Source organism: Allofournierella sp. (assembly GCF_048388525.1).
Classification (GTDB): Bacteria; Bacillota; Clostridia; order Oscillospirales; family Ruminococcaceae; genus BQOK01.
On the sequence record NZ_DBGCTQ010000053.1, the window covers coordinates 79,207 to 105,602 of the forward strand.

At 64.7% G+C, this 26,396-nt stretch carries 23 protein-coding genes and 1 other annotated feature; of the genes, 20 read left to right on the top strand and 3 right to left on the bottom strand.

Going from position 1 to position 26,396, the window contains the following annotated elements; all coding sequences use genetic code 11:
- Positions 1 to 103 precede the first annotated feature (103 nt).
- From ACMLHZ_RS06645 to ACMLHZ_RS06720, 16 genes are all read left to right on the top strand, one after another.
- Positions 104 to 1,642, top strand: coding sequence for an ABC transporter ATP-binding protein (locus ACMLHZ_RS06645; protein WP_418666985.1), 1,539 nt, complete (start codon positions 104 to 106; stop codon positions 1,640 to 1,642).
- Positions 1,639 to 2,742 carry an ABC transporter permease gene (locus tag ACMLHZ_RS06650; RefSeq protein WP_418666986.1) on the top strand — a complete coding sequence of 368 codons (1,104 nt, stop codon included), beginning with the start codon at positions 1,639 to 1,641 and terminating at the stop codon, positions 2,740 to 2,742. The genes ACMLHZ_RS06645 and ACMLHZ_RS06650 overlap by 4 nt, the downstream gene beginning before the upstream one ends.
- Entirely contained in the window at positions 2,743 to 3,699 is a 957-nt protein-coding gene (locus tag ACMLHZ_RS06655; RefSeq protein ID WP_418666987.1) for an ABC transporter permease, read from the top strand.
- A 96-nt stretch (positions 3,700 to 3,795) separates the two neighbouring features.
- Complete coding sequence (locus ACMLHZ_RS06660; RefSeq protein WP_418666988.1) at positions 3,796 to 4,167, top strand: hypothetical protein; 372 nt, start codon at positions 3,796 to 3,798, stop codon at positions 4,165 to 4,167.
- A gap of 198 nt (positions 4,168 to 4,365) precedes the next feature.
- Complete coding sequence (locus ACMLHZ_RS06665; protein WP_418666989.1) at positions 4,366 to 4,995, top strand: NAD(P)H-hydrate epimerase; 630 nt, start codon at positions 4,366 to 4,368, stop codon at positions 4,993 to 4,995.
- A gap of 25 nt (positions 4,996 to 5,020) precedes the next feature.
- Positions 5,021 to 5,863, top strand: coding sequence for an SDR family oxidoreductase (locus ACMLHZ_RS06670; RefSeq protein ID WP_418666990.1), 843 nt, complete (start codon positions 5,021 to 5,023; stop codon positions 5,861 to 5,863).
- Between the two features lie 168 nt (positions 5,864 to 6,031).
- Positions 6,032 to 7,372, top strand: a complete 1,341-nt coding sequence (locus tag ACMLHZ_RS06675; protein ID WP_418666991.1) for a tRNA nucleotidyltransferase — start codon at positions 6,032 to 6,034, stop codon at positions 7,370 to 7,372.
- A gap of 186 nt (positions 7,373 to 7,558) precedes the next feature.
- Complete coding sequence (locus tag ACMLHZ_RS06680; RefSeq protein ID WP_418666992.1) at positions 7,559 to 10,702, top strand: MBG domain-containing protein; 3,144 nt, start codon at positions 7,559 to 7,561, stop codon at positions 10,700 to 10,702.
- Between the two features lie 193 nt (positions 10,703 to 10,895).
- Entirely contained in the window at positions 10,896 to 11,825 is a 930-nt protein-coding gene (locus ACMLHZ_RS06685; protein WP_418666993.1) for a transglutaminase-like domain-containing protein, read from the top strand.
- Positions 11,826 to 11,850: 25 nt separating this feature from the next.
- The gene (locus tag ACMLHZ_RS06690; protein ID WP_418666994.1) at positions 11,851 to 12,894 is read left to right on the top strand and encodes a type II secretion system F family protein; all 1,044 of its coding nucleotides are present in this window, start codon (positions 11,851 to 11,853) and stop codon (positions 12,892 to 12,894) included.
- A gap of 15 nt (positions 12,895 to 12,909) precedes the next feature.
- Positions 12,910 to 13,242 carry a hypothetical protein gene (locus ACMLHZ_RS06695; RefSeq protein ID WP_418666995.1) on the top strand — a complete coding sequence of 111 codons (333 nt, stop codon included), beginning with the start codon at positions 12,910 to 12,912 and terminating at the stop codon, positions 13,240 to 13,242.
- 25 nt (positions 13,243 to 13,267) lie between these two features.
- A complete protein-coding gene (locus ACMLHZ_RS06700) occupies positions 13,268 to 13,744 on the top strand; it encodes a DUF4860 domain-containing protein (protein WP_418666996.1) in 477 nt (158 codons plus the stop codon).
- Entirely contained in the window at positions 13,741 to 14,184 is a 444-nt protein-coding gene (locus ACMLHZ_RS06705; RefSeq protein ID WP_418666997.1) for a hypothetical protein, read from the top strand. Before ACMLHZ_RS06700 ends, ACMLHZ_RS06705 begins: the two co-directional genes overlap by 4 nt.
- Before the next feature lie 20 nt (positions 14,185 to 14,204).
- Complete coding sequence (locus ACMLHZ_RS06710) at positions 14,205 to 14,627, top strand: hypothetical protein (protein ID WP_418666998.1); 423 nt, start codon at positions 14,205 to 14,207, stop codon at positions 14,625 to 14,627.
- Positions 14,628 to 14,640: 13 nt separating this feature from the next.
- Positions 14,641 to 15,705 carry a type IV pilus twitching motility protein PilT gene (locus ACMLHZ_RS06715; protein WP_418666999.1) on the top strand — a complete coding sequence of 355 codons (1,065 nt, stop codon included), beginning with the start codon at positions 14,641 to 14,643 and terminating at the stop codon, positions 15,703 to 15,705.
- Positions 15,706 to 15,750: 45 nt separating this feature from the next.
- A complete protein-coding gene (locus ACMLHZ_RS06720) occupies positions 15,751 to 16,947 on the top strand; it encodes a BTAD domain-containing putative transcriptional regulator (protein WP_418667000.1) in 1,197 nt (398 codons plus the stop codon).
- Between the two features lie 90 nt (positions 16,948 to 17,037).
- Here ACMLHZ_RS06720 and pheT read toward each other — a convergent pair whose 3' ends face one another.
- Entirely contained in the window at positions 17,038 to 19,494 is a 2,457-nt protein-coding gene (gene pheT / locus ACMLHZ_RS06725; RefSeq protein ID WP_418667001.1) for a phenylalanine--tRNA ligase subunit beta, read from the bottom strand.
- A gap of 19 nt (positions 19,495 to 19,513) precedes the next feature.
- Positions 19,514 to 20,536, bottom strand: a complete 1,023-nt coding sequence (pheS, locus tag ACMLHZ_RS06730) for a phenylalanine--tRNA ligase subunit alpha (RefSeq protein WP_418667002.1) — start codon at positions 20,534 to 20,536, stop codon at positions 19,514 to 19,516.
- A gap of 56 nt (positions 20,537 to 20,592) precedes the next feature.
- Positions 20,593 to 20,821 (bottom strand) — a binding site (T-box leader).
- A gap of 98 nt (positions 20,822 to 20,919) precedes the next feature.
- On the opposite strand from pheS, the gene ACMLHZ_RS06735 reads away from it, so the two are divergent.
- The 4 genes from ACMLHZ_RS06735 to ACMLHZ_RS06750 all read left to right on the top strand — a co-directional run bounded on the left by ACMLHZ_RS06735 (position 20,920) and on the right by ACMLHZ_RS06750 (position 24,799).
- Positions 20,920 to 21,306, top strand: a complete 387-nt coding sequence (locus ACMLHZ_RS06735; RefSeq protein ID WP_418667049.1) for a 4'-phosphopantetheinyl transferase superfamily protein — start codon at positions 20,920 to 20,922, stop codon at positions 21,304 to 21,306.
- Positions 21,307 to 21,507: 201 nt separating this feature from the next.
- A complete protein-coding gene (locus ACMLHZ_RS06740; RefSeq protein ID WP_418667003.1) occupies positions 21,508 to 21,858 on the top strand; it encodes a type II toxin-antitoxin system PemK/MazF family toxin in 351 nt (116 codons plus the stop codon).
- Positions 21,859 to 22,155: 297 nt separating this feature from the next.
- Positions 22,156 to 22,821 (top strand): hypothetical protein, encoded by a 666-nt coding sequence (locus tag ACMLHZ_RS06745; protein ID WP_418667004.1) that lies wholly within the window; start codon positions 22,156 to 22,158, stop codon positions 22,819 to 22,821.
- Positions 22,822 to 22,918: 97 nt separating this feature from the next.
- Positions 22,919 to 24,799 (top strand): hypothetical protein, encoded by a 1,881-nt coding sequence (locus tag ACMLHZ_RS06750; RefSeq protein WP_418667005.1) that lies wholly within the window; start codon positions 22,919 to 22,921, stop codon positions 24,797 to 24,799.
- A gap of 133 nt (positions 24,800 to 24,932) precedes the next feature.
- Here ACMLHZ_RS06750 and murC read toward each other — a convergent pair whose 3' ends face one another.
- Positions 24,933 to 26,306, bottom strand: coding sequence for a UDP-N-acetylmuramate--L-alanine ligase (gene murC, locus ACMLHZ_RS06755; RefSeq protein WP_418667050.1), 1,374 nt, complete (start codon positions 26,304 to 26,306; stop codon positions 24,933 to 24,935).
- Positions 26,307 to 26,396: the final 90 nt, after the last annotated feature.

Here is a 26,396-nt window from a genome sequence, read left to right on the forward strand (position 1 = left end):
TCCGGCCCCGGCCCCGCAGCGTGGGCATGGGCGGGTGTGCCAGAATAGAAGCAAGCAGAAAACGGCGGGGCCCCCCGCCCACCCCAGAATAGGAGGAACCCCAATGGCCGAAAGCAAGTGCGCCATCCGCTGCAGCGGCATTACAAAGCGCTTTGGCAGCGTGGTGGCCAACGACGCCATCGAGCTGGAAGTACAGTACGGCGAGGTATTGGCACTGCTGGGCGAGAACGGCAGCGGCAAGACCACGCTGATGAACATGCTGTCCGGCATTTACCACCCCGACGCGGGCGAGATCCTTGTGAACGGGGAGCCGGCGTCCATCAATTCCCCCATGGACGCGGGCAGCCTTGGCATCGGCATGATCCACCAGCACTTCAAGCTGGTGGAAATGTTCACCGCCATGGAAAACATCGTGCTGGGCACGCCCGGCAAAATGCCCGCGCGCAGGGCGCTGAAAAAACAGGTGGAGGAGCTGTGCGGCAGCTACGGCCTGGAGATCGATCCGGAAAAGCCGGTGTACGGGATGAGCGTTTCGGAAAAGCAGACGGTGGAGATATTGAAGGTGCTGTACCGGGGCGCAAAAATCCTGATTCTGGACGAGCCCACCGCCGTGCTCACCCCGCAGGAGACCAACAAGCTGTTCAATATTTTGAACCGCATGCGCGCCAAGGGCTGCGCGATTATTATCATCACCCACAAGCTGAACGAGGTGCTGGCCATCAGCGACCGGGTGACGATCCTGCGCAAAGGCAAAAGCGTGGGCACCGTGGCCACCCGGGGGGTGGACGCGGCCAAGCTGACCGAGCTGATGGTGGGCCACGCGGTGAACCTGGAAATCGGGCGGCCGGAGCCGGAAAACGTGCACACCATCCTGAAGGTGGTGGATCTGACCGTGGCCAAGCCCGACGGCTCCAAGGGGCTGGACGACGTGAGCTTTCACATCCACGCGGGCGAGATCCTGGGCGTGGCAGGGGTGGCCGGCAGCGGCCAAAAAGAGCTGTGTGAAACCATTGCGGGCCTGCTGAGCGCCGAAAAGGGCGCGGTGCTGTATCAAAAAGAAAACATTCTGGGCAAGAGCCCGGAGGAGATCATCGACCTGGGGATTTCCATGAGCTTTGTGCCCGAGGACCGGCTGGGCATGGGCCTTGTGGCCAGCATGGGCATGACCGACAACATGCTGCTGAAAAGCTACCGGCACGGCAAGGGACCCTTTGTGGACCGGGCCCCCGCCAGGGAGCTGGCCAAAAAGCTGGTGGACAAGCTGTCGATCGTGACGCCCAGCATTGAGATGCCGGTGCGCATGATGAGCGGCGGCAATGTGCAGAAGGTGCTGCTGGGGCGGGAGATCGAATCGGAGCCGAACCTTTTGATCACCGCCTACCCGGTGCGCGGGCTGGACATCAATTCCAGCTACGTGATCTACGAGCTGCTGAACCGGCAAAAGCAAAAGGGCGTGGCGGTGATGTTCATCGGCGAGGACCTGGACGTGCTGCTGGAGCTGTGCGACCGCATTCTGGTGCTGTGCCACGGCCGGGTGACCGGCCTTGTGGACGCGCGCACCGTGACCAAGGAGCAGCTGGGCCTGATGATGACCGGCGAAATGAGCGAAGAGGAAAAGAAAAAGGAGGCGGCGGACCGGTGAGCGAGCAAGCAAAGACCCACAGGGAACCCCTGCTGCGCACGGTGAAGCACGCCGAGCGCAGCGGCCGGCAGATGGCCGGCTTCCGGCTGGTGGCCGTGCTGCTGAGCCTGGTGGCCGGCGGGCTGTTCATTCTGGCGCTGGGGCAGAACCCGCTGGCGGTGTACGCCACCATTTTAAAGGGCGCGTTCCGCAGCAAAATGGCCATTCAGGCCACCGTAAAATACACCGTGCCGCTGTGCATCTGCGCGCTGGGCGTGACCCTGGCCTTCAAGATGCGGTTTTGGAACATCGGCGGCGAGGGGCAGCTGATTATGGGCGGCGTGTTCGCCAGCTTTTTTGCCCTGTTCTGCACCGGCTGGAACCACTGGGCGCTGCTGGCGGCCATGTTCCTGGCGGGCGCCGTGGGCGGCGGGCTGTGGGGGCTTTTGCCGGCGGTGTTCAAAAGCCGCTGGAACACAAACGAAACCCTGTTCACCCTGATGCTGAACTATATCGCGCTGTATCTGGTGTCGTATCTGCAGGCGGGGCCCTGGCGGGACGAGGCGGCAAACGGCTTTAACAAGATCGCCCGGTTCGACAAAAACGCCTCGCTGGACAAGGTGTTCGGGGTGCACTTTGGGTGGATCCTGATGCTGGTGCTGGTGGCGCTGGTGTGGGTCTACCTGAAACGCACCAAGCAGGGCTACGAGATCAGCGTGGTGGGCGAGAGCCAGGACACCGCGCGCTACGCGGGCATCCACGTGAAGCGGGTGGTGCTGCGCACCATGTTCCTTTCCGGCGCGGTGGCGGGCCTGGCGGGCGTATGCCAGGTGGCCGGCAGCGACATGACCCTTTCCATGGGCGTGGCGGGCGGCGTGGGCTTTACGGCCATCATTGTGGCCTGGCTGTGCCAGCTGAACCCGGGCATGATCCTGGTGGTATCGTTTTTGTTCAGCGTGCTGGAAAAGGGCTCGGGCGTGGTGCAGAGCGAATTCGGCCTTTCGGCCGACAGCGCGGACGTATTGCAGGGGATCATCCTGTTCTTCATCCTGGCCAGCGAGTTCTTTGTGCGCTACGGCTTTGTGGCCCGGGGCAAAACGGCGAAGGGGGGCGCGAAGTAAATGGATATGTTCATCAAGTTCCTGGTGGCCGCGGTAGGCGCGGGCACGCCGCTTTTGTTCGGCACGGTGGGCGAGATCCTGACCGAAAAGGTGGGGCATTTGAACCTGGGCGTGGAGGGCATGATGGCCATTGGCGCCTGCGCGGGCTTTATGGCGGGCTATGTGACCGACAGCTTTGCCGCGGCCCTGGCGGCGGCGTTTTTGGCCGGGCTGCTGGCGGCGCTGATCTACGCGGTGCTGACCATTACCTTTTTGGCCAACCAGAACGTGGCGGGCCTGACCCTGACCATTTTCGGCACCGGCCTTTCAAACCTGATCGGCGTGTATATGATCGGCCGGTCGGAAACGGGCACCCTGAAGCTGCCCGAGAACGTGACCGCGAACATGCGCAGCGTTCACATCCCGGTGCTGAGCGACCTGCCGGTGGTGGGCGAATTGCTGTTCAGCTATAACCCCTTTGTTTACATTGGGATCCTGGCGGCGGCGCTGGCGGGTTTTTACCTGTACCGCACCAAGACCGGGCTGAATGTGCAGGCCATCGGCGAGAACCCCGGCGCGGCCGACGCGGCCAGCATTCCGGTGACCCGGTGGAAGTATTTCAACATCCTTTTGGGGGGTGGAATCTGCGGCATCGGCGGGGCCTACTGCGCCATGATCATCAACAGCGGGGTGTGGATCTCCAACAGCGTGAACGGCCTGGGCTGGATCGCGGTGGCGCTGGTGATCTTTGCGGCATGGAAGCCCCACGCGGCGATCCTGGGCAGCTTTGTGTTCGGTGCGCTGCGGGTGCTGAAATATTACGTGCCCTCGGACGTGATCAGCCTGCCCATCGCCTTTTATGACATGCTGCCCTTCCTGATCACCGCACTGGTGCTGATCGTGACCAGCATGCGGGGCAGCAAGGGCGCGCACATCCCGGCGAACCTGGGCGTGAACTATTTCCGCGAGGAGCGGTAAAAGCGGCTTGACCAAAGCGCCCCGGCCCTGCACCGTGCAGGGCCGGGGCGCTTTGTGCTATAATGATTAAAAAGCTTACAAAAGGAGGGCGTTTTCATGCAGGAAGAGATGCTCAGGGAACTGCTGGAAAAGACCGAGCAGGGCAACCGGCTGCGCAAAAAACAGCTGCTGGCGCTGCGGGTGTGCACCCTGGTGCTGCTGGCGCTGGTGGCGGTGTTCGGCTACCTGGCCGGGCAGGTGCGGGGGCTGGAAAGCGGGATCGAACAGTTTGCGCAGGTGGCGGCGCAGCTGGACGTGGAGGAGCTGAACCGGGGAATCCAGGAGCTGAAGGAACAGGTGGAAAAGCTGGACGTGACGGGCCTGAACGAGGCCATGCAGCAGGTGGGGGGCGCGGCCGAACAGATGGCGCAGGCGGCCCAGAGCTTTAACGCCATCGGCGAGAAATTCGGCGGCTGGTTTGGAAGATAAGGCGGGGCAGCCCATTCCCGGCCGGGGCCTGCGGCGAAGCGCCGGGGCCCCGGCCTTTTTTGCGGGCGGGAGCCCCAAGCCCTGCCGCCGCAGGTGGGAACGGCCCGAAAAAGGAGGACGTTTGCCGGCGGGGAGAGGTGTAAAAAAAAGCGGAACTATGGTACAATGGAGCCATAAAATTAAAAGGAGGCGCACCGCGTGGAAGTGACGGCGGCGCAGATGCGCAAAATAGAGGAGCGGGCGGCGGAAAACGGCCTGACGACCCTGGAAATGATGGAGAACGCGGGCGCGGCGGCCGCCGTGCGGCTGCTGGGCGAGGCGCCCGGCCCGGTGGCGCGGGCGGTGGTGTTTTGCGGAAAAGGGAACAACGGGGGCGACGGGTTTGTGGCCGCCCGGTACCTGGTGGACGCGGGCGTGGAGGTAAAGGCGGTGCTGGCCGAGGGCGAACCCGCCACCCCGGACGCGGCCGCCAACAAAAAGGTGAGCGCGGGCGCGGGAGTGGAAGTGTGGCGGCTGGAGGAGCTTGGCCCGGAACAGCTGGAGTTCATCCGCACGGCGGATGTGGTGATGGACGCGCTGTACGGGACGGGTTTTGACGGTGCGCTGCGCCCGGCGGGCGCGCGGGCGGCGGCGCTGATGAACGCGGCCCGGGGGTTCAAGCTGGCGCTGGATGTGCCCAGCGGCGTGGAGGCTGATACCGGCGCCGTGGCAGCGGGCGCGGTGAAGGCCGACCTGACCGTGGCGTTCCACGCGCCGAAGCCCTGCCACCGGCTTGCGCCGGGTCAATGCGGCCGGGTGCTGGTGGCGGACATCGGGATCGGGGAGTGAGCGCGGCGCCGCGGGGAGGAAAAGGATGGAAAAACTGCTGATCACCGGTGCCACAGGGTTTGTGGGCGGGCGGCTGGCCCGCGCGCTGGCCGGGAGGTATGAACTGCTGACCCCCGGCAGGGCGGAGCTGGATCTGCTTGACGCAGGGGGAATTGCGCGGTATCTCCGGGCGGGGCGGCCCGCCTTTGTGGTGCACGCGGCTGCCCTGGCGGACACGGGCTACTGCGAGGCGCACCCGCAGGAAAGCGAGGCGGTGAACCTGCGCGCGCCTGAGGCGCTGGCCGTGGCCTGCGCTGGGGTGGGCGCAAAGCTGGTGGTATTCAGCTCGGACCAGGTGTATAACGGCACGGAGCTGGCGGGCCCGCTGCCCGAGACCGCGCCCCTTGCGCCGGTGAACGTGTACGGCCGCCACAAGCTGGAGGCGGAACGCCGGGTGCTGGCCGCCTGCCCCGGGGCGGTGTGCCTGCGGGCCAGCTGGATGTATGACCTGCCCGTGCAGGGGCTGAAAAACAGCACCGGGCTGCCGGGCAGGCTGTATGGCGCGGCGCTGGGCGGCCGGCCGCTGGCGCTGAACCCGCTGGAATGGCGGGGTGTGAGCTGGGTGGGCGGCCTGACAGAGCGGTTTGAGGCAGTTTTGCAGCTGCCCGGCGGGGTGTATAACGCCGGGGCTGAAAATGCCCTGAACAGCCTGGAAACGGGTCGGGCCATGGCCGCCCGGCTGGGCCTGCCGGAAAACACGGTCTGCGCGGTGCGGGATCCCCGACCGCGAAACCTGGCAATGGATACGGCAAAGCTGCGCGCTTTTGACATAGAGCTGGGGAATACGCTGGACGGTTTTGCGCGCTGCCTGCGGGAATACGGGCTGTGAGAAAGCGGCGGCTGCGCCGGGCGCATGCTGTAAAAATGGGATGGGGAGCAAGAAACCGCCGGGTGCGGGAAGCAGGGGGCAGACGCCCGGCGGTTTTGCCGGGCGTCTGTGCTCTGCCGGGTACAACCGCGCCGCTGTAAAAACGGAAAACGGAGAGGGGGGTGCGGCGTGGAGCTGCCCTGGCAGATCGGGGAGATATTGGGGAGCCTGCGGGCTGCCGGGTACCAGGCGTACGCCGTGGGCGGCTGTGTGCGGGATATGCTGCGCAACGCCGCCCCCCACGACTGGGACCTGTGCACCTCGGCCCTGCCGGGGGAGGTGGAGCGGCTGTTTTTGGGACGGTTTGCAGCGGCGCACACCGGCGCCGCCCACGGCACGCTTACCCTGGCCGCGGAGGGGCTGCCGGTGGAGGTGACCACCTTCCGGGCCGACGGGCCCTACACGGACCACCGGCGCCCGGCCTCGGTGAGGCTGGGGGCCAGCCTGGCCGAGGATCTTGCCCGGCGGGACTTTACCATCAATGCCATGGCCCTGGGCCCGGAAGGGGAGGTAATCGACCTTTTCGGCGGCAGGCGGGATCTGAGCGCGGAGCTGGTGCGCTGTGTGGGAAACCCCGAGGACCGCTTTGCCGAAGACGCGCTGCGCATTTTGCGGGCGCTGCGGTTTGCCGCCGAGCTGGATTTTGCCATGGAACCGGACACACTGGCCGCGGCGCGGGCACAAAAGGGCGCGCTGCGGTTCGTGGCCGCTGAACGGGCGGCCGCCGAGCTGGACCGGCTGCTCACCGGGCCGGGTGCGGGGCGGGTGCTGGCCGGGGGCGGCGATATTCTGGCCGTGGCCCTGCCCGAGATCGCAGGTGTGCTGTGCGCCCCGCCCTGCCCCGCGCTTGCCGGCCGAACCCCCTGGGAGTTTGTGGCCGAAACGATAGGGGCGGCAGCCCCGGCGCCCCAGGTGCGCTGGGCGCTGCTGCTGGGAGGCCTGGGCAGAAAGAAGGAGGAAGCCGCCGGAGAACAGGGCCCGGCGCCGGAAGGCGAAAGCAGGGCGGAGCGCGCCGGGGCGGGGGCGGAACAGGCGCTGCGCCGGCTGAAGGTAAAGCGGAGCTTCGGCACACAGGTGGCGGCGCTGGTGCGGTGCTGCTGCATGCCGCTGCCCACAGACGAAACAGGCGTGCGCCGCTTTTTGGCCCATTGGGGCCTTGCGACCGCCCTTTGGCGGATGGAAGCAGAGCGGGCCCGGCTTGCGGCGCTTGCGGGGGGAGCGGGGGCACGCTGCCGGCAGCAGGGGCTGGAGCGGTTTGAAGAGCTGGTGAAGGAGCAGCTTGCCGCGGGCGCGTGCCTGGGGCCGGCCGATTTGGCGGTGAAGGGAAAGGAGCTGCTGGAAGCGGGGCTTTACCGCCCGGGGCCGGAAATGGGGCGCGCTTTAAAGGAGCTGCTGGAGCAGGTGCTGGAGGGCGCGCTGCCCAACGAGAAAAACGCGCTGCTGGCCTGGGCGGCCGAACACAAAAAATGACCGAAGCCGGAAGGTGAGCGGAGCCGCTCGCCTTTCGGCTTTGTGGATTCAAACCGGGGCCGTGAAAAAGTTTTCTCCTTTTGGGGCGTTTGTGACCGGGCTGTGACCGGAGGCTTTTATACTGTAGGCAATGGAACGTAAAACGGAAGCCGAAGACTACAGCGACAAGCCAAAGGAGAAAGTATCATGAAGAAACGGAACCGCACCTGGAAATGTGCGCTGAGCGCCGCGCTGGCCTGCGCCCTGCTTCTGGGCACCCTGCCCGCCGCGGCCTTCGCAACGGACGGCCCGGGCCTTACTCCGCCGGCTGCCGCGGCCGCGCCCGAGACCACGGCTGCGCCGGAGGCCACCGCCATGCCGGAAGGCTTTGAAGAGCCGAAGGCCACGGAGGAACCGAAAGCAACCGAGGAACCAAAGGCGACGGAGGAGCCGGAGGGCACCCCCGCGCCCCAGGCGACCGAAGAGCCGGAGGCCACCGCCGAGCCCAGCCCCGAGCCGGAGGGCACGCCGGCCCCTGAGGCCGCGCCGGAAAACGAACTGCTTTTGGCGCAGCCGCAGATGCTGACACAGAAGAAGACTGTGATTGAAGAAACCGCCAACCTTACGGAACTGAACATCTGGGTGGACGAACTGGGCCTCACACACTATGAGGATTCGGTGGGCCGCGGCCGGTTTGACGGGTTTGTGGTGGCCGACTGGACCGGCAAATGGTCCAGCTCGGACGAAACGGTGGTGAGCTTCGGCGCGAAGACCGGCCTGTATGCCACGTTTGTGGCAGTGAACCCGGGCAGCGCCGTGATCACCCACACCGGCGAGGGGTTTGGTGTGAACAGGGGAAAAACGTATGTGACCTATTACCCCATCACCGTTACCGAGAGCAGCTATGATTTCCGCCTGAGCGCGGATTCCAGTTCCAATGTGACGGTGTATTACGCCGCCAACGGCACCGGCAGCAGCGCGCTGCAGGCCCTCACACCGGGCGAAGCCCTGCATGCGTATGACCGCGCTTACAAGAAAAACGGCGCGCACTTTTATGTGAGCGTGCCCGCGGGCTATACCGGCACCAGCAGCTTTGAGCACCGCAGAGGAGCCAATGCGGGAGAGCTGGGCGAATACGGCCCAGGCGTTTATGACGTGCTGGATCCGGGCAGCGCCGCCGGCGCCGCCGCCGCTGCCCAGGGCGCCAGCATGATGTTTGAATACAACTGGTTCGAGTACGGCGCGGACTGGCGTTTCCGTGAGTTCGAGATCACCGCCGAGCCGGTGGACATCACCGTGAAATTCATGGTGAACGGGGTTGAAAAGCAGACGACCCTGCACCACCACAGCAACCTGGGCCAGGGCGACAGCGTGGTCACCTTCCCCGAGGCGCCCAAAAAGGACGGCTTTAATTTTATGGGCTGGCAGTGCAGCAGCAACGGCCAGGTATTCACCGGCGCCAGCGCCAGTGTGGATGAGATGTGGGTGAGCACCGGGGATACCGCCGTTACCTACACGCTCACCGCCCTGTGGAGCGAGAGCAAGCCGGAGTACAATATTGAGGGCCTGCCCGGGAACGGCAAGCTGAAACAGGTATACAACGGGTACCCCATCGCCTTTAACCCCACACTGAGCTACGGCGACAAGCCGGTGGGCGCGGTGGAATGGAAGTACGAGAAAAAGGTGAAGGGAAACTACGAGCCCCTGACCGGCAAGCCCGAGGTGACCCATGTGGGCGACAGCTGCACCATCCGGGTCACCGCCATGGTGGGCGGCGAAAAGGTGGCCCAAAGCGGCGATATCACCCTGACCGTAACAGCCCGGCCCATCCAGCTGATGGGCACCCATGTGCGGGATTACATTTACGACGGGATGCCCCGCATCCTGGACAGGGATACAGAGGACGACCTGCGCTATATCATCAGCTCGACCCTGAACAACAACAACAGCGAGCGCGGCCTGATCACCGAAAAGGACCGCCTGGCGCTGGTGAACGGCAAGGAACTGCCGGAGTCCACGAGTGTGCGCCCGATGACCGAATACAAGTATAAGCTCAGCGACTTCCGGGTGTACGACCGGACCACCGGCCAGGTGAGCCAGGACTACAGCCTGATGGCGAAAAATCAAAATGTTTCCATCACGCTGGAGATCGTTGCCCGGGAGCTGGAGATCGTGCTGAGCGACGCGCAAAAAAGATATGGAGAAAGCGACCCGGCAGAATTTGCTTATACGGCCGAGGTTGCGACCGTGTACAACGGCCAGTTCTATGACCGCGACAAGCTGGTGCCCGGCCATACCGTGACACTTGCCCCGGGCGAAGCGCTGACCCGCGAGAGCGGCGAGGATGTAAGGACCGGCGGTTATGCCATCAGCGGCACCCCGGGCCAGTTCCGGGTGCTGGACAAGAACAATGAGGACGTTACCTCCAATTACAGCATCACTGTGAAAAACGGCGCTTTTACCATCGACCCGCGCCCGGCGCTGATCGTTGTGGGCGATGCGTCCAAGACGGTGGGCGAGGCGGATCCGGCCTTTACCGCCCGCTCGGACGACCTGGTGCCGGGTGAAACGCTGGAGGTGCTGCAGAACGGCCTGACCCGCGATGCGGGCGAAGCTGTGGGAGGGTATGACATTTACCCCAGCAATGCTGAGGAGCTTGCGAAGAGCTTCAAGGTGTCGGTGGATGGGATGGACCGCACCGGAAACTATCGCTTTGAGGTGAGGCCGGGCGTTTTGACCATCAACCCCGCGCCCACCACGCCCCCGGTCCCCGGCACGCCGACCGAGCCGGGCGCGACCCCGGCACCCCCTGCGGCGGTGATCCCGGCGCCCCTGGCACCTCCCGCAGGCCCGGCAGCCGTGGCGCCGCCGGAGGAGGAGATCCCGGAGGAGGAAGTGCCGCTGGCCCAAACGCCGGAAGCTGAGCCGGAGCCCAGCGCCGCGCCCGCTGAGGAAGAAATTTTGGACGACGAGGTACCCCTGGCCGCCGGCGCCGGCGGGGCATGGGCCCTGCTGAACCTGCTTCTGGCCGTGCTCACCGTGCTGGGCAGCGCACTGCTGCTGATGACCTGGGCAACAGGCAAAAAGCGCCGTGAGCTGGAGAGCGAAACCCAGCAGCAGCGCAGAAGGCACGGCCTGATGCGACTGGTGAGCCTGGTGCCCGCCGTGGCCTCCGTGGCCGCGTTTCTGCTGACCGAGAACATGCGGCTGCCCATGGCTTTTGCCGACAAGTGGACCATTCTGATGGCGATTCTTGCCGCGGCGCAGCTGGCCGTGATGTTCCTGGCCCGCAAAAACCGGGAGGATCAGGGCGACGATAACGGCCAGGGCGCGGCCCCGGCGAACGCCTGACTGAGCTTTATTTTCCAGTGACCTTATAAGCAAGGCGAGCCCGCTTCCCGGCCATACACCGGAGCGGGCTCTGCCTTTTTTGGGTTCCGCAGAAGGGGCGGGACTGTACAATCCGCCCCCGAGCGCGTATAATTAGAGCACGAATTGCAAGGATGGCCGCCCGGCGCGGCGGGATGCGCAGGGGGGTGGAGGTATGAAGGGCAAAAGGCGCGGCCGCGCCGCGCTGCTGGCGCTGGCGCTTTTGCTGACGGGCTGCGGAACCCCTGGGCCCAGCCCCGGCAAAGAGGCGCCCAGTGCGGCGCCCACAGCGGGGGAGAGTTACCAGGCGCCGCCCCTGGCGCTGGCGGAATTTGACGAGGCGGCGGCCTTTGGCGAGAGCGACGTGCTGCTGGATACCTCGCACACGGCCGAGGGGTATGTGGCGGCGGCGGCCACAAGCGACGCAAGGCTCAAATTCCGGGTGAGCCTGGGGGAGAGCAAATACAACTACGACCTGCCGGCCGACGGAACCCCGGCGGTCTACCCGCTGCAGCTGGGCGACGGGGAATACACCTTTGAAGTGTGGCGGCAGAACCCCAACGGCAAATATGCCCGGCTGTACGGCCGCACCGAAACCGTGGCGCTGGCCAGCGAGTTCGAGCCCTTTGTGCGCCCCAGCCAGCTGGTAAACTACGGCCCGGATTCGGCCTGTGTGAAAAAAGCGGCGGAGCTGGCCGGGGGCGCGGCCAGCGATGTGGAGGTAGTGAGCCGCGTTTACAACTACCTGAAGGACGCCATTCGTTACGACAAGGAAAAGGCGGCGGCGGTGGAGAGCGGCTACCTGCCCGATCCGGACGAAACCCTGGCGGAGGGGAAGGGCATCTGTTTTGACTATGCGGCCCTGGCCGCCGCCATGCTGCGCAGCCAGGGAATCCCTACAAAGGAGATCACGGGCTATGTTTCGCCCACGGACGCGTATCACGCCTGGAACATGGTGTATTTGCAGAACACCGGCTGGGTGACCGTTGCCATTGAGCTGGCGGCCGGCCAGTGGGACCGCATCGACATCACCTTTGCAGCGGGCGGCGCAGACAGCGGGCTGGTGGGCGATGGGATCGCCTACACCGACCGGTACACCTATTGAATTGCAGACGAGAGGGGATGACCTGATGGCAAAAAAAGAGCTGGGCAGCCTGGAAGTGAGCGCATTCTGCGAGAGCCTTGCCATGCTGCTGGCTGCGGGCACCCCGGCCGACGAGGCGGTGGGGCTGCTGGGCGAAGGCGAGACCGCGGGCCCGGTGCAGGCTGCGGCCCAGGCAGTGCAGCAGCGGCTTTTGGCAGGCGAAGGCCTGGCCGGGGCCGTGCAGGCCAGCGGGGCCTTCCCCGCCTACGCGGCGCGCATGGTGGCGGCAGGCGAGGCGGCAGGACGCACCGAGCAGGTGCTGGAGGGCCTTGCCCGCCACTATGACAACCAGTACCGCCTGCGGCAAAAGCTGCGCAGCGCCGTGGTGTACCCGGTGATCCTGCTGGGGCTGACGGCGGCGATTCTGGCAGTGCTGGTGGCAAAGGTGCTGCCCGTGTTCAACGGGGTTTACCAGAGCTTTGCAGGCGAGGTGAGCGCCTCGGCCTACGCCTACCTGCGGCTGGCCTATGGGGTGGGCTGGGCGGCCCTGGCCCTGACCCTTTTGCTGGCGGTGCTGGTGGCGCTGACGGCCCTTGCGGCGCGCGGCGGGCGCGGGCGGGTGATTTTGGCGGCGGCCTTTGAGCGCTGCCCCCTGACCGCGCGGGCGGCGCGGCAGCTTGCGGTGGCGCGCTTTACCACCGGCCTGTACATTTTTACCGCCAGCGGCCTGGACGCGGACACAGCCCTGGCCGGGGCAGCGGGCATGACCGGCCACAAGGGCCTCTCGGACGGAATACGGGCCTGTGCGGCCCGCATGGAGCAGGGCGAGGGCCTGGCGGGCGCAGTGGGCGCGGAAAAGCTGTTTGAGCCCCTGTACGCCCGCATGCTGCTGGGCGGCGCCCGCGCCGGCAGCCTGGAAAAAACGCTGGGCCGGCTGGCGGAGCTGTTCACCCGGGATGCGGACGAACAGGTGGACCGGCTGATCGACTGCGTTGAACCGGCGCTGGCCGGCTTTTTGACCGTGGCGGTGGGAGTGACCCTGCTGGCGGCCATGCTGCCGCTCATCGGGATTTTGGGAGGCATTGGATAGGGGGCGGCTTTTCAGATGTATCACGGGAAAACACCCCGGACGCTGAGGCGCAAACTCGCCCTGGCCGCGGCCGGCCTGCTGTTGGCGGCGGCGCTGGCCGCGGCGGGCGCCTGGGGGGCCGGGCGGCTGGAAAAGGACCTGGTGGCCAAGGGGGCCGGGGCGCTGCGGGCGACCGTGCTGGAGCGGGCGGTGCAGTGCTATGCGCTGGAGGGGGCGTATCCGCCCAGCCTTGCCTACCTGGAAGAGAATTATGGGCTGCAGGTGGACCGCAGCCGCTACATTGTTACCTACGAGGCGTTCGCGCCGAACCTTTTGCCGGACGTGACGGTACTGCAAAAGGGCGGCTGAATTTGTGCGGCAGGGGGGAAAGCGCTTGAAAAAACAGAAAGAAGGGCCGGGGGCCGGGTTTGCCCTGGCGCTTTTTGCGCTGCTGCTGGGCTGCATTTTGGCGCTGGTGGTGCTGGGGGGCGGGCTGTATGAGAGGCTTGCCCGCAGCCAGCAGGAAAACGGGGCGGCCCGCACGGCCACCGGATACCTGACTACCCGGGTGCGGGCGGCCGACCGGGAGGGCGCCGTGCGCCTGGAGGAGGGGCCGCAGGGCCCGGTTCTGGTGCTGGCAGAGGCCCCGGAAGAGGGGGGCTACGAGCTGCGCATCTATCTTTACGAGGGGTGGCTTGTGGAGGATTACGCCCCGGCAGGCAGTGCTTTTGCACCGGAGCAGGCGCAGCTGGTGGCGCAGAGCAGCCGTTTTGAGCCGGAATTTGCGGCCCCGGGGCTGCTGCGCATTGAGACCGGGCAGGGCGCTGCCCTGATCGCGCTGCGCAGCGGGGAAGGGAGGCGCGCGGCATGAGGCGGAGCAAGAGCCGGGCGTTTTACCTGGAAACCCTTTTGCTGGTGCTGTTTTTGCTGGGGGTGCTGGCCGTGTTGGCCCAGCTGTTTGCGGGGGCGCGGCGCCAGAGCCTGGCGGCGCAGCGGCTGACCGAGGCCACGCAGATCGCCCGCAATGTGTCGGAAGCCTTTGCGGCCAGCGGGGGCTGGCAGGAATTTGGCGCGCTGATCGCGGGCGGGGACGGCCTTTGCTGGCAGGAGAACCAGGCTGTGCTGCCGGTGGACGAAAACGGAGGCGCGCGGCAGGGCGGAGCCTATACCCTGGCGCTGCGGCGGGGCGAAACGCCCGCCGAGGCGGGGCGGCTTGCCGAACTGACCATCGAGGTGTGCACACAGGAGGGAAAAGAGCCTGTTTACACACTGACCGTGCAGAAATATCTGCCCGCCGCCCAGGCGGGATGAAAAATGAAAGGGGGCCGGCGATGGAGCGCACAGAACGCGCGCCGCTGCGCACCGGCGCGCTGACGCTGCTGCTTACCGTGACCGCATTGTGCCTGGCGGTGCTGGCCGTGCTTGCGCTGGTCACGGCCCGGGCCGACCTGGTGCTGGCGCGCCGGGGCGCAGCGCAGCTGACCCGGACCGCCGCGGCGGACAATGCGGGCCAACAGTGGCTGGCGGCCCTGGACGCCGCCCTGCTGGCCGACCCGGCCCGGGAGCAGGGGCTGCCCGGCGACGCCCGGCGCGAGGGGAGCACGGTCCGCGCCGACCTTGACTGCGGTGAGGCGGGTGTGCTGCACGCGGCGGTGGCGCTGGAGGATGGAGGCTGGCGGGTGACCCGCTGGCAGCTGGAACGCCCCTGGCAGCCGGAAAAACGGCTGGATGTGTGGGAAGGCCCCGGGGAATGAGGAGGAAGAAAACGTGGATATCACTGTGATCTTAAAGCGCGCGCTGGAGCTGGGGGCCTCGGATATTTTTATCATTGCGGGGCTGCCTGTGACATATAAGGTGAATGGGCGGCAGCGCCGGGAGGGCGAAGCCCTGAAACCGGACGACACCCAGGGAGCCGTGGCGGCGCTGTATGCGCTGTGCGGCCGCAGGGCCCACAGTGTGGAGGCCGGCGACGACGACTTTTCCTTTGCGATGCCGGGGTTTGGGCGGTTCCGGGCAAGCGTGCTGCACCAGCGGGGCACCCTGGCGGCGGTGCTGCGGGTGATCCGTTTTGGGCTGCCGGACCCGCGGGAGCTGGAGATCCCCGACCCGGTGCTGGCCACCGCCCGGCTGCTGAAGGGGCTGGTGCTGGTGACCGGGGCGGCAGGCAACGGGAAATCCACCACCCTGGCCTGCCTGATCGACGCCATCAACCACAGCCGCGAGGGCCATATCATCACCATGGAGGACCCCATCGAATTCATCCACAGCCACGACAAAAGCATCGTGACCCAGCGGGAGATCGGCACCGACTGCGGGAGCTATGTGGCCGCCCTGCGCAGCGCGCTGCGGGAGAGCCCGGACGTGATCCTTTTGGGGGAGATGCGGGACGCTGAGACCATTGAGGTGGCCATGACCGCAGCCGAGACCGGGCAGCTTTTGTTCAGCACCCTGCACACCGTGGGAGCGGCGAACACGGTGGACCGCATTGTGGACGTGTTCCCCGCCGCACAGCAGCAGCAGGTGAGAATCCAGCTTTCCATGGTGCTGCGGGCGGTCATCAGCCAGCAGCTGGTGCCCGCGGTGGACGGGGGACAGGCCGCCGCGTTTGAGGTGATGACCGCAAACCCGGCCATCCGCAACCTGATCCGGGAGGCCAAGACCCACCAGATCGACTCGGCCATTCAGGCGGGCGCGGCGGAGGGCATGTGCACCATGGATTCCAGCCTGCTGGCGCTGTGCCGGGCCGGGCGCATCACTGCCGACACGGCGCTTACCTATTCGGCCCATTATGAAACGCTGGAAAAACGTTTGGCGGCACTGGGCCTTTGCTGAATGGTTTCCCGGTAAAAGGAGGCGTTTGAAATAGAGCACGATACTTTGAGAATTGATATGTTCGGCGGGCTGCGGGTGAGCTGTGGGGAAAGAGCCCTGACCGAGGGAGATCAGCGGATCAGCAAGCCGCTGGAGTTATTGGTGCTTTTGGTGCTGAACCGGGGCAATAAGATCAGCAACGAGCAGCTGATGGAAGCGCTGTGGGAGCCGGACGAGCTGGAAAACCCCGCCGGAGCGCTGAAAAATGCGGCCTATTCGCTGCGCAAAAGCCTGCAGAGGCTCTGCCCCGGAGCCACCCTCGTGGTGACCCGGGAGCGGCAGTATTGCTGGAATACCGAGGCGCCCATGGAGCTGGATGTGGAGCGCTTTGCCAAGCTTTACTACCAGGCCGCCAAGGACGGGCAGGAGGACGAGCGGCTGGAATTGTGCCGCACGGCCCTGGCGCTTTATACCGGGGACTTTTTGCCCGGCCTTACCGACCGGCACTGGGTGATCCCCCGGGCGAGCGCACTGCGCCAGCAGTACCTGGACCTGACCATCACCGCCGCCGGCCTGCTGCTGGCGCGGCACACCAAAGCGGCGGCGGAGGAAGCGCTGGCGCTGTGCAACCGGGCCGTGCTGACCGAACCGCTGGACGAGGGCCTGTATCTCAGGCAGTTCACGGCCATGCAGCAGCTGGGAATGAAGAACGCCGTGCTGAAGTACTACCCGGTGGTGGCGAACCTGTTTTTTGACGAGCTGGGCGAACCGCTGCCGGCACCCCTGCGCACAATCTACCAGTGGGCCTCGGAGAGCTCGAACCCCGCGGTGGACGATATTCTTCACATTCAGAAGGACCTGGATGAGGCGACCCGGGATTCCCGGCCCATCCGGGGCGCGTACTTCTGCCAGTACGAGGTTTTTAAGCATATGTATCACATGGTGGTGCGCAGCGCCGCCCGCAGCGGCGGGTGCGTGGCCCTGTTCCTGATGACCTTTCTGCCGGTGCGCGGCCAGACCGTGCCCAAGGAGGAACTGACCCGGCTGATGCTGGCCATGAAAGAGGAGATCCAGAAGGTGCTGCGCAAGGGCGACGTGTTCAGCCGCTACAGCCGCAACCAGTATGTGCTGATGCTTTCCGTGCGCAGCATTGAGGACAGCGGCGTTGTGCAGAACCGGCTGCGGGAGGCGTACCGCAAGGCGCGCCCGCCCCGCACCCTTCGCATGGATGTGACCGCGGCGCGGCCGGAGTCGATTGTGTAAAAAATGCAGGTTTTGCCGAAAAGAGAACAGGCCCCCGTTCCCAAAGCCGGGAACGGGGGCCTGTTTGCGCGGATGAAAGGCGCTGGAGGCTCAGCTGCGAAGCTGCACGCCCAGCTCAGCCAGGTTTTTGAGCACCTTCTGCACGGCGGCGTCGACTTCCTCGTCGGTGAGGGTGCGGTCCGGCGCGCGGAACACCAGGTTGTAGGCCAGGCTCTTTTTGCCGGGGCCGATCTTGTCGCCGGTGTACACATCGAACAGGGAGAGGCTTTCGAGAATTTTGCCCGCGCCCTTGCGGATGCAGGCGGCCAGCTCGGCCGCGGGAAGGACGTCTTCGGCAACCAGGGCCAGATCGCGGCTGGTGGAGGGGTGCTTGGGCAGCGGCTGGTACTGCACACCTGCCGTGCGGGCGGCAAACACCGCGTCCAGGTTCACGTCGGCGGCCACGATGCGCGCCTTTACGCCGTAATTGGCGCACACCGCCGGGTGCACCTCGCCCAGGGTGGCGAGCTTTGTTTCGCCCAGGTACAGATCGGCGGCGCGGCCGGGATGATAGGCGGCGCCCTGCGCGTTGCGGCGCACGGTATACCCGGTTACGCCGGCGGTGGCAAGCAGCTTTTCCACAACGCCCTTGATGGCCAGATAATCCCACTTGGCGCCGTAGGCGGCCAGGATGAGCTTTTGTGTTTCCGTGGGCAGCAGGTCCGAGGGGGTTTTGCCCTCGGCGGCGAGCTTTTCACACAGGGCCGGGTAATTGTTGAAGTCGTTGTCGGCCACCTCGTGGCCGAGGGGGCTGGGAGTGTATTCGGCAGCCTGCTCGAACACCGCGCACTCGGCCGCGCGGGCGCCCCAGTTGCGGCTTACCACTTCCAGAAGGCTGGGCAGGGCAGTGGTGCGCATGATGGAGGTATCCTCGCCCAGGGGGTTGGAGAGCACCACGGCGCTGCGCAGGGGATCGTTTTCCGGCAGATGGATCGCGTCGAAGCATTTGGGGCTGCAGAAGCTGAAGGTCTCGCACTCCCACAGGCCGTAGCCCGCCAGGGCGGCGGTGAGCTTTTCGTCAAAGTCCTGCCGGGGGGTGGGGCGGGCCTGGGCCACGCCCCGCATGACGGTGCTGGGGATCTTGTTGTAACCCACATAGCGGGCGATCTCCTCGGCAATGTCGCAGTCGCGCTCCATGTCCCAGCGGTCGGTGGGGCAGACGAGCATGTCGCCCTCCAGTTCAAAGCCCAGAGGCAGCAGGATGCCGACCATCTCGCTGCGGCTGAGCCGGATGCCCAGCAAGCGGTTGACGGCCTCGGGGCGCAGGGGGATGCGGCGCTTTTCGCGGGGGGAGGGATACACGTCCACAATGCCGTTCACCACGTCGCCCGCGTCCAGCAGCTGCACCAGCTCAAGCGCGCGGGCCAGGGCCTTGCTGCAGGTGTTGGGGTCGAGGCCCTTTTCATAGCGGGAGCTGGCCTCGGTGCGCAGGCCCAGCTTTTTGGCGGTGGTGCGCACGCTGGGGCCGTTGAACATGGCGCTCTCGAACACCACCGAGGTGGTGTGTTCGTAGGTGCCGCTGTACTCGCCGCCCATGACGCCGGCCACGCCGATGGGGCCCGCGTCGTCGGCGATGATGAGCATTTCGGGGCTGAGGGCGCGGTCGGCACCGTCGAGGGTGACGATGTGTTCGCCCGGAAGGGCGTTTCGCACCCGCACATGGCCGCCGTTTACATACTTATAGTCGAAACAGTGCATGGGCTGGCCGTATTCCAGCATGACGTAGTTGGTGATGTCGACCAGGTTGTTGATGGGGCGCACGCCGCAGTTGCGCAGGCGCTGGCGCATCCACCGGGGGCTGGGCCCCACCCGCACATTTTCCACCACGGCGCCGCAGTAGCGGTAGCACAGGCCGGTGTTTTCGATGTCTACCTTCAAGAGATCGTTCACATCGCCGTGACCGGGCTTCACCGCGGGGGTGTGATCCTTGAACGGCACGCCGAAGGTGGCGGCTGTTTCGCGGCCCAGGCCGCGCACGGCCAGGCAGTCCGGGCGGTTGGGGGTGATCTCGAACTCGACGGTCACGTCGTCGAGGCCCAGGGCGTGGACAGCCGGGGTACCGGGAGCCCACTCCTCGTCCAGCACCAGGATGCCGTCTTCCACAGCGTGGGGGAAATCGTGGGTGGTGAGGCCCAGCTCGGACAGGCTGCACAGCATGCCGCAGCTCTCGACCCCGCGCAGCTTGCCTTTGGTGATTTTGACCCCGCCGGGCAGGCAGGATTTGTGCAGGGCGGCGGGCACAAGGTCGCCCACCTTGAGGTTGCCTGCGCCGGTGACGATCTGCACCGGGCGTTCGGCGCCCACCTCCACCTGGCAGACCACCATGTGGTCGGAATCCGGGTGAGGAACGATCTCCAGGATCCGGCCCACCACCACGTTGCTGATGGCGTCGGCCTCGCTTTCAAAGCATTCCACCTTGCTGCCGCTCATGGTCATGCGGTCGGCGTATTCCTGGGGGGTACAGGTAATATCGGCGAATTCCTTCGCCCACCCCAATGGCATTTTCATTGTTTTGTCCCTCCCTTGTTCAGTTGAACTGCTTCAAAAAGCGCAGATCGTTTTCGTACAGAAGGCGCATATCGTCGATGCCGTAGCGCATCATGGTGATGCGCTCGAGCCCCACGCCGAAGGCGTAGCCGCTGTATCTCTCGGGGTCGATGCCGCAGTTTTCCAGCACCTTGGGGTGCACCATGCCGCAGCCCAGGATCTCGATCCAGCCCTCGCCCTTGCACAGCGGGCAGCCCTTGCCGCCGCACTTGAAGCAGCTCATGTCCATCTCGGCGCTGGGCTCGGTATAGGGGAAGTGATGGGGCCGGAAGCGCACCCGGGTTTCGGGCCCGTACAGCTTCTGGATGAACACCTCCAGGGTGCCTTTCAAATCGGTGAAGGTGATGCCCTCGTCCACCACCAGGCCCTCGATCTGGTGGAACAGGGGGGAATGGGTGGCGTCCACAGCGTCGGAGCGGTAGACCCGGCCGGGCGCGATGATGCGGATGGGGGCCTTTTTCTGCTCCATGGTGCGGATCTGCATGGGGCTGGTCTGGGTGCGAAGCAGGATGTTTTCGGTGATGTAGAAGGTATCCTGCGTGTCGCGGGCGGGGTGGCTTTTGGGCATGTTGAGCATCTCGAAGTTGTAGTGGTCCAGCTCGACCTCGGGGCCTTCGACCACATCGAAGCCCATGCCCAGAAAGATATCCTTGAGTTCGCTCAGCACCAGATGGAACGGGTGCAGGCCGCCCTGCACCGGCTGGGTGCCGGGCAGGGTAACGTCGATGGTCTCGGCGGCAAGGCGCGCGGTGAGGGCGGCCTCGGCCAGATCTTTCATGCGGGCGCGGATGTGGGCGTCGATGCCCTCGCGCACCTCGTTCGCCAGAGCGCCGATGACCGGCCGCTCCTCGGCGGAAAGCCTGCCCATCTGCTTTAAAATGCCGGTGAGCTCGCCTTTTTTGCCAAGAAAGCGCACCCGCAATTCGTCCACGGCCTTTTCGTCGGCCGCAGCGGCGATGAGCCCGTCCGCCGTGCGGCGGATCTGTTCCAATGCCTCTTTCATGTTGTCCTCTCCTTTTTTATTCGGGGGCAAACAAAAAAGCCCCGCCCCCGTGCATTCACAGGGACGAAGCTGTTAAAGCCCCGCGGTACCACCCGGATTTTTGCTCTTTGAGCAAACACTCAAGCTCCCGCTAACGGGGGAAAGCCGTCCCCGCCTACTGGAGCGTTCAGCGGGGCCGCTCGGAAGGGAACTTCGCACGCGCGCCTGCCGCGGGGCCCTTGCAGCCGGGGGGCCCCTCTCTGCGCCGGAGGATGCGCGGTTACTTTCCTTCGTCAAAGCGTTTTGAATAAGGCCATGATAGCACACTTTTTTGCGGTTTGCAAGCGGTGAAAAAATGTTGTAACATATAGGAGACGTGATTTTAAAAGGGGGCGGCGGGATTGATGATCGGCGTGGGGACGGACCTGGTGGAGATCAGGCGGATGGAAAAAAGCCTGGAAAGCCCGGCGTTTTGGCGGCGGGTGTTCGGCCCCGCCGAACGGGCTTTTTTGGAGGCCCGGCCCAAGGCGCGGCGCGCCGCCAGCGCAGCGGCGAATTTTGCCGCGAAGGAGGCCCTTTTAAAGGCGGCGGGCAAGGGCCTGGGGGGCTTTGCCCTGGCCGAGATCCAGGTCCTGCGCGGGGAGGGGGGCGCGCCCTACTACCTGCTTTCGGGAGGCGCCGCGGCCTGGGCGGCGGAGCGCGGCGCCGAGGTGCGGCTTTCGCTTGCCCACGAGGGGGGCCTTGCCCTGGCCTTTGCGGTGGCCGAGACTTCGGCAGGCAGCCAAACATAACCTGCGCTGTGCGCGCCGGTTGGTGGGGCCGGCGCTTTTTTTGCGGCACCCTAAGGACGCCGGCTGTGAGCGGGAGCAAAAAGCATCGAAACACGGCACATCCCCGCGCCCGCGTTTAAGCGGGCTGAACTTCGCACATACTACCCTTGCAAGCAAAAACCTGCGCCTTTGTGAGGCGCAAGCTCTGGAGGGTAGAGTTACATGGAAGTTCATAGAGGCGAAGTGTTTTACGCGGATTTGAGCCCGGTGGTGGGCTCGGAGCAGGGCGGGGTGCGGCCGGTGCTGATTTTGCAGAACGACGTGGGTAACCGGCACAGCCCCACGGTGATCGCGGCGGCCATTACCTCGAAGCAGGACAAGACCCACCTGCCCACCCACATCGGGCTGCCGGCCCAGACCTGCGGGCTGACGCGGGACAGCATTGTGCTGCTGGAGCAGATCCGCACGCTGGACAAGCGCCGCCTGCGGGAAAAGGCAGGGCAGCTTTCACGCGAGGACCAGCACCGGGTGGACCAGGCGCTGGAGATCAGCATCGGGCTGACCAGCATGTGAGGCGGCAAGCGGAAGAATAAAGAAAGACAGAACAGGCGGGATCTGGGGAATTGACCGGATCCCGCCTGTTTTGCTTTTGAAGGACTTGACTAAAGCCTAGGGAATGATGCTTTACACAGGTGCTTGTATGAATTAACCGGCCGGCCATTCTTTGAGCTGATAAGGGTGAGCAAAATGAGCACTTTTTGGAACCTGTGTTATATGATATGCTTTTTTTATTGTAAAGCGTCTTTTTATGTTTTTGCGGAATTATGCAACACAAGGGGCCTACGAGAAATAATGTTTGGAGGTTAAACGATGGAACAACTCGTCGATATCCCGTACAGCGAACTGAAGCAAAACCCGCGCGATTACAAGGTGCTGCTGCTGCGGGATCAGTGGGACAGGCCCTATACGGAGATCGCCCGGGAGCTTGAAATATCCACCGCAAGGGCCATCCAGATCTATCATCATGTAAAACGCAAGCAATTGCGGCTTTATGCCCGGCACCTGGCGATCGCGCATGATGGCCAGGACCCCTCGGCTTTTCAATACGAGAAGCTGTATGACGGTTATGGGGACTACAAATACGTCTCGGCTTATTGGGAGAAGGAATACACGGAACTGCTGAAGGAGTACCGCAGCGGGGAGCCGGGGCATTCCGCTGGATTTTTGGCGGAGCTGCCGCCCCCCACCCAAGAAGTGACCAGCCTGATGGAGCAGCAGGTGAAACGCCTGCGCGAGAAGGAGGAGGAGACGTTTGCCGAGATCGGCCGCGAAATGAAAATGACCAGGGAAAAGGCAAGAAACATATACGAACGCTTCTACCACAAAAAGTGGCTGGCGGCCCGCGACAAGATCCGAAGCACATACAATAGAGGGAAAGACGAACGGGACGATTTTATGGACTATTACTGGAAATACAGAACAGCCAGAAAGCGGTTTGAAGCCCTTGTAAGGGACTACCCCGAACTGTTTGAATAGATGCTGAAAGAACCGGGCCTGCGATGGGGACTGCTTTCTTGTGCCTTTTGCAGAATTGTGGTACACTGGTGCAAAAAGGACGGCAGGGGGGACAGGTATGATCTATCTGTTTTGGGTGGCGGTGCTCGGCGCCATGGCGCTGGGGCTGGCGGTGGGGTTTGACCGCAAGATCGAGGAGACCTTTGCCCCGGCGGTGTTTTTGGCGGTGGCGGCGCTGTATCTGCCGGGCCTTTTTGGGCCGCTGAAGGCGGGGCTGTGGCTGGTGGCGGCGCTGGGCGCCGCGGGCGCCGGGTACGCCGCGGTGCGCATGGTGCAAAAAAAGAGCCTGCTTGTGCGCAACTGGCTCACGCCGGGGCTGATCGCCCTTGTGGTGCTGGTGCTTTATATAGGCTGGATGCAGGCGGGGCGCATGTGCATTGAAAACGACGAGTTCAGCCATTGGGCCTGGTGTGTGAAGGTGATGTGCCGGTACGACCAATTGGGCATCTGGCACACCGGGGAGGTGGGCTTTGCGGAGTATCCGCCCGCGCTGGCGCTGTTTGAATATTTGTTCGTGAGGCTGACCCCGGCCTTTACCGAGAGTTACCTGTACCGGGCGCTGGCGCTGTTTTCGGCGGCGCTGGTGCTGCCGGTGACGGCCCGTTTTTCCTGGAAAAGGGCGGGCGCGGCCGCGGTGAGCCTGGCGGGCCTGCTTTTGCTGCCGCTGGCCTTTTACCCCCAGTTTTACAGCGACCTGAAGGTGGACGGCGCGCTGGCGCTGCTGATGGCGTATTTGCTGTATGCCTGGTTTTCGGAGCGCAGGCTGGATGGCTTTATGCTGCTGCGCCTGGGGCTTGGCACGGCGGTGCTGGCGCTCACCAAAGAGAGCGGCGCGGTGCTGGCGCTGGCGGTGCTGGCGGCTGTGTGCTGGGACGTATTGGCCGAGGCAAGGAAGACGCCCGGGGGAGTAAAGGCCGCCCTGCTGCGGCTGGCAGCGCCGGTGGGCGCCTTTGCGCTGGCAAAGGTGAGCTGGTCGGCCGTGGTGGCCATGCAGGGCCTGGCGGCAGGCGGCAGCGGAAACCTGTTTGCGCGCCTTAGAAGCCTGCTGCAGCCCTGGCCCGAGGCGAGGAGCCTTACCCTGGCGGGCTTTTTAAGGCATCTGCTGCTGCCCGGCGAAACGCAGGGGGCGGTGAGCGCGCCCCTGCTGGCCTGGCTGGTGCTGGCGCTGCTGGGCCTTGCGCTGGCCGCCCGGCTGGCCCCCGCGGCCGCGGGAAGCCTGCGCCGTGCCCGCACTGTGCTGGGCTGGGGCTTTTTGGTTTATTGCATGGGAATGCTGTACCTTTATTTCTTTCAGTTTTCGGAGTACGAAGCCACTCACAGCGCCTCGCTGGAGCGGTATCTGGGCAGCTGGCTGCTGGCGGCGGTATTGCTGGCGGCGGGCCTGCTGCTAACCTTTGGGGCGGAAAAGCAGCGGGCGGGCGCGGCCGGCTGGTGCGCGCCAGGGCTGGTGCTGGGGCTTGCGCTGCTCACCATGCCGAACACGGCCGCGGAGCTGAACCGGCTGGTTTACCCGGCCGCCGGCGCCGCTGCCGAGCAGGCTTACCGAAGCGCGTACTTTACGCCCGCCACCTTTCCCTTTGCATGGAACGAGGGGGACGCGGTGTATTTTGTGGCCGAGGATACCGCGGTGTACGAGCAGATATGTTCGAATTACAGCTTTTACCCCCAGGAAATGGGGTGCAGCCTGGGATACAATTTCAACACCGCAGACCCGGATTACGCCCTGTGGTCCAGCGAGGTGAGCGCGGCGGAGTGGGGCGCGGAGCTGGCCCAGAATTACACCTACGTGTACCTGTTCCAGCTGAGCGACAGCTTCGCCGCAAAATACGGTTCGCTGTTCGCGGACCCCGCCGACATCACCCCCCGCTGCCTGTACAGGGTGGCACCGGAGGCCGACACCGTGGCCCTGACGAGGGTCTGGCCGGAAAAAATGGAATAAAGCGCAGAAAAATGAACGGGACCGGGAAACGGTGAAGAGATATTTTTAAAGGCGATCGACCTGAAAAAGCAGCGCCCTTTCACAGCTTCAAATACTGTGAAAGGGCGCTGCTTTTGTTCAAGTGAAGAAAAGGTCATTCCAGCATCATGCGGGCGGCCTTGTAAACGTCGCCGCAGCCGAGGGTGATGACGAAGTCGCCGGGTTCGGCGTGGGACTTGATATATTCCGCCGCCTCCCTGAGGCCCGCCACCTCAACGCTGCCCGGCACCTTGGCGGCCAGATCCGCGGTCTTTACGCTGCCGTCATCCACCTCGCGGCTGCCCATGATGGGGGTGAGGACAACCTTGTCGGCCGCGCGCAGGACCAGGGCAAATTCATCCAAAAGGGCCTTGGTGCGGCTGTAGGTGAAGGGCTGATGCACCGCCCAGACCCGCTTGAAGCCGAGCTTTTTGGCGGTGCTCAGGGTGGCGGCTACCTCGGTGGGGTGGTGGGCGTAATCGTCGGCAATGGTAACGCCGCTGGTTTCGCCCAGGATCTCGAACCGGCGGCCTGCGCCCTTGAAATCCTGGGCGGCGGCCTCGGCGTCGCCGGGGGTGAGGCCCAGAAGGCGGGAACAGCTGACCATGGCCAGGGCGTTGTAAATGTTGTGGTAGCCCGGCGCGCCCAGGCGCAGGTGGGCATAGGGCATTTCCCATTCGGTCACGTCGAACTCGTAAAAGCCGGGCTTGTATTCCCGGATGTTCACCGCCTGGTAGTCGGCGCCCTTTTGGATGCCGAAGGTGCGCACGTTTCGGTCGATGCTGTTGATGATCTGGATGACGCCCTCGTCGTCGGCGTTGGCCACGATGGTGTGGGTGGCCATGAGCGCAAACTTTTTAAAGGCGAATTTCAGCTGGCCCATGGTGCCGTAATAGTCCAGGTGGTCGTTGTCGATGTTCAGAAGCACGGCAATGTCCGGCGTGAGCTTTAGAAAGGTCTCGGCGTATTCGCAGGCCTCGATGACGATGCAGCCCCCCTTGCCCGCCTTGCCGTAGCCGCCGATGAGGGGCAGCTTGCCGCCGATCACCGCCGCGGGATCGCGGCCGGCCAGCTCCAGCATGCTGGTAATCATGGAAGTGGTGGTGGTTTTGCCGTGGGTGCCCGCCACGCAGACGCTGCGGGGATACAGCCGGCTGACGTAGCCCAAAAGTACGCTGCGCTCCAGTGTGGGGATGCCGCGGGCGTCGGCCTCCTGCAGCTCAGGGTTGTCGCTGTGAATGGCAGCCGAGTAGATGACCATGTCGGCCCCCAGCACGTTTTCAGCCTGGTGGCTCATGTGCACGGCGATGCCAAGGGCGCGCTCCGCATCGATGATGGTGCCCTCGTTTACATCGCTGCCGGTGATCTGGTAGCCTTTTGAGTGCAGAATCTGCACCAGGGGATACATGCCGCTGCCGCCAATGCCGATAAAATGCAGGCGCTTTACGCCGTCTAACAGTTTCGGGTTGAACCCGCCGAAGAAATCCATGCGCTTCACCTCAAAAATCACGACAGGGCCGCCCCTCCGCCTGGAAAGGCAGCCTTCGTTTATTCGGTTCGTCTGGTTATCATTATATAT

Excerpts from the sequence above, each read along its gene's own strand:
- ACMLHZ_RS06660 (WP_418666988.1), top strand. The coding sequence starts at position 3,796 with ATGCAGGAAGAGATGCTCAGGGAACTGCTGGAAAAGACCGAGCAGGGC.
- ACMLHZ_RS06685 (WP_418666993.1), top strand. The coding sequence starts at position 10,896 with ATGAAGGGCAAAAGGCGCGGCCGCGCCGCGCTGCTGGCGCTGGCGCTT.
- ACMLHZ_RS06655 (WP_418666987.1), top strand. The coding sequence starts at position 2,743 with ATGGATATGTTCATCAAGTTCCTGGTGGCCGCGGTAGGCGCGGGCACG.
- ACMLHZ_RS06680 (WP_418666992.1), top strand. The coding sequence starts at position 7,559 with ATGAAGAAACGGAACCGCACCTGGAAATGTGCGCTGAGCGCCGCGCTG.
- ACMLHZ_RS06690 (WP_418666994.1), top strand. The coding sequence starts at position 11,851 with ATGGCAAAAAAAGAGCTGGGCAGCCTGGAAGTGAGCGCATTCTGCGAG.
- ACMLHZ_RS06735 (WP_418667049.1), top strand. The coding sequence starts at position 20,920 with ATGATCGGCGTGGGGACGGACCTGGTGGAGATCAGGCGGATGGAAAAA.
- pheT (WP_418667001.1), bottom strand. The coding sequence starts at position 19,494 with ATGAAAATGCCATTGGGGTGGGCGAAGGAATTCGCCGATATTACCTGT.
- ACMLHZ_RS06745 (WP_418667004.1), top strand. The coding sequence starts at position 22,156 with ATGGAACAACTCGTCGATATCCCGTACAGCGAACTGAAGCAAAACCCG.
- pheS (WP_418667002.1), bottom strand. The coding sequence starts at position 20,536 with ATGAAAGAGGCATTGGAACAGATCCGCCGCACGGCGGACGGGCTCATC.
- ACMLHZ_RS06670 (WP_418666990.1), top strand. The coding sequence starts at position 5,021 with ATGGAAAAACTGCTGATCACCGGTGCCACAGGGTTTGTGGGCGGGCGG.
- ACMLHZ_RS06750 (WP_418667005.1), top strand. The coding sequence starts at position 22,919 with ATGATCTATCTGTTTTGGGTGGCGGTGCTCGGCGCCATGGCGCTGGGG.
- murC (WP_418667050.1), bottom strand. The coding sequence starts at position 26,306 with ATGGATTTCTTCGGCGGGTTCAACCCGAAACTGTTAGACGGCGTAAAG.
- ACMLHZ_RS06645 (WP_418666985.1), top strand. The coding sequence starts at position 104 with ATGGCCGAAAGCAAGTGCGCCATCCGCTGCAGCGGCATTACAAAGCGC.
- ACMLHZ_RS06710 (WP_418666998.1), top strand. The coding sequence starts at position 14,205 with ATGGAGCGCACAGAACGCGCGCCGCTGCGCACCGGCGCGCTGACGCTG.
- ACMLHZ_RS06705 (WP_418666997.1), top strand. The coding sequence starts at position 13,741 with ATGAGGCGGAGCAAGAGCCGGGCGTTTTACCTGGAAACCCTTTTGCTG.
- ACMLHZ_RS06695 (WP_418666995.1), top strand. The coding sequence starts at position 12,910 with ATGTATCACGGGAAAACACCCCGGACGCTGAGGCGCAAACTCGCCCTG.
- ACMLHZ_RS06740 (WP_418667003.1), top strand. The coding sequence starts at position 21,508 with ATGGAAGTTCATAGAGGCGAAGTGTTTTACGCGGATTTGAGCCCGGTG.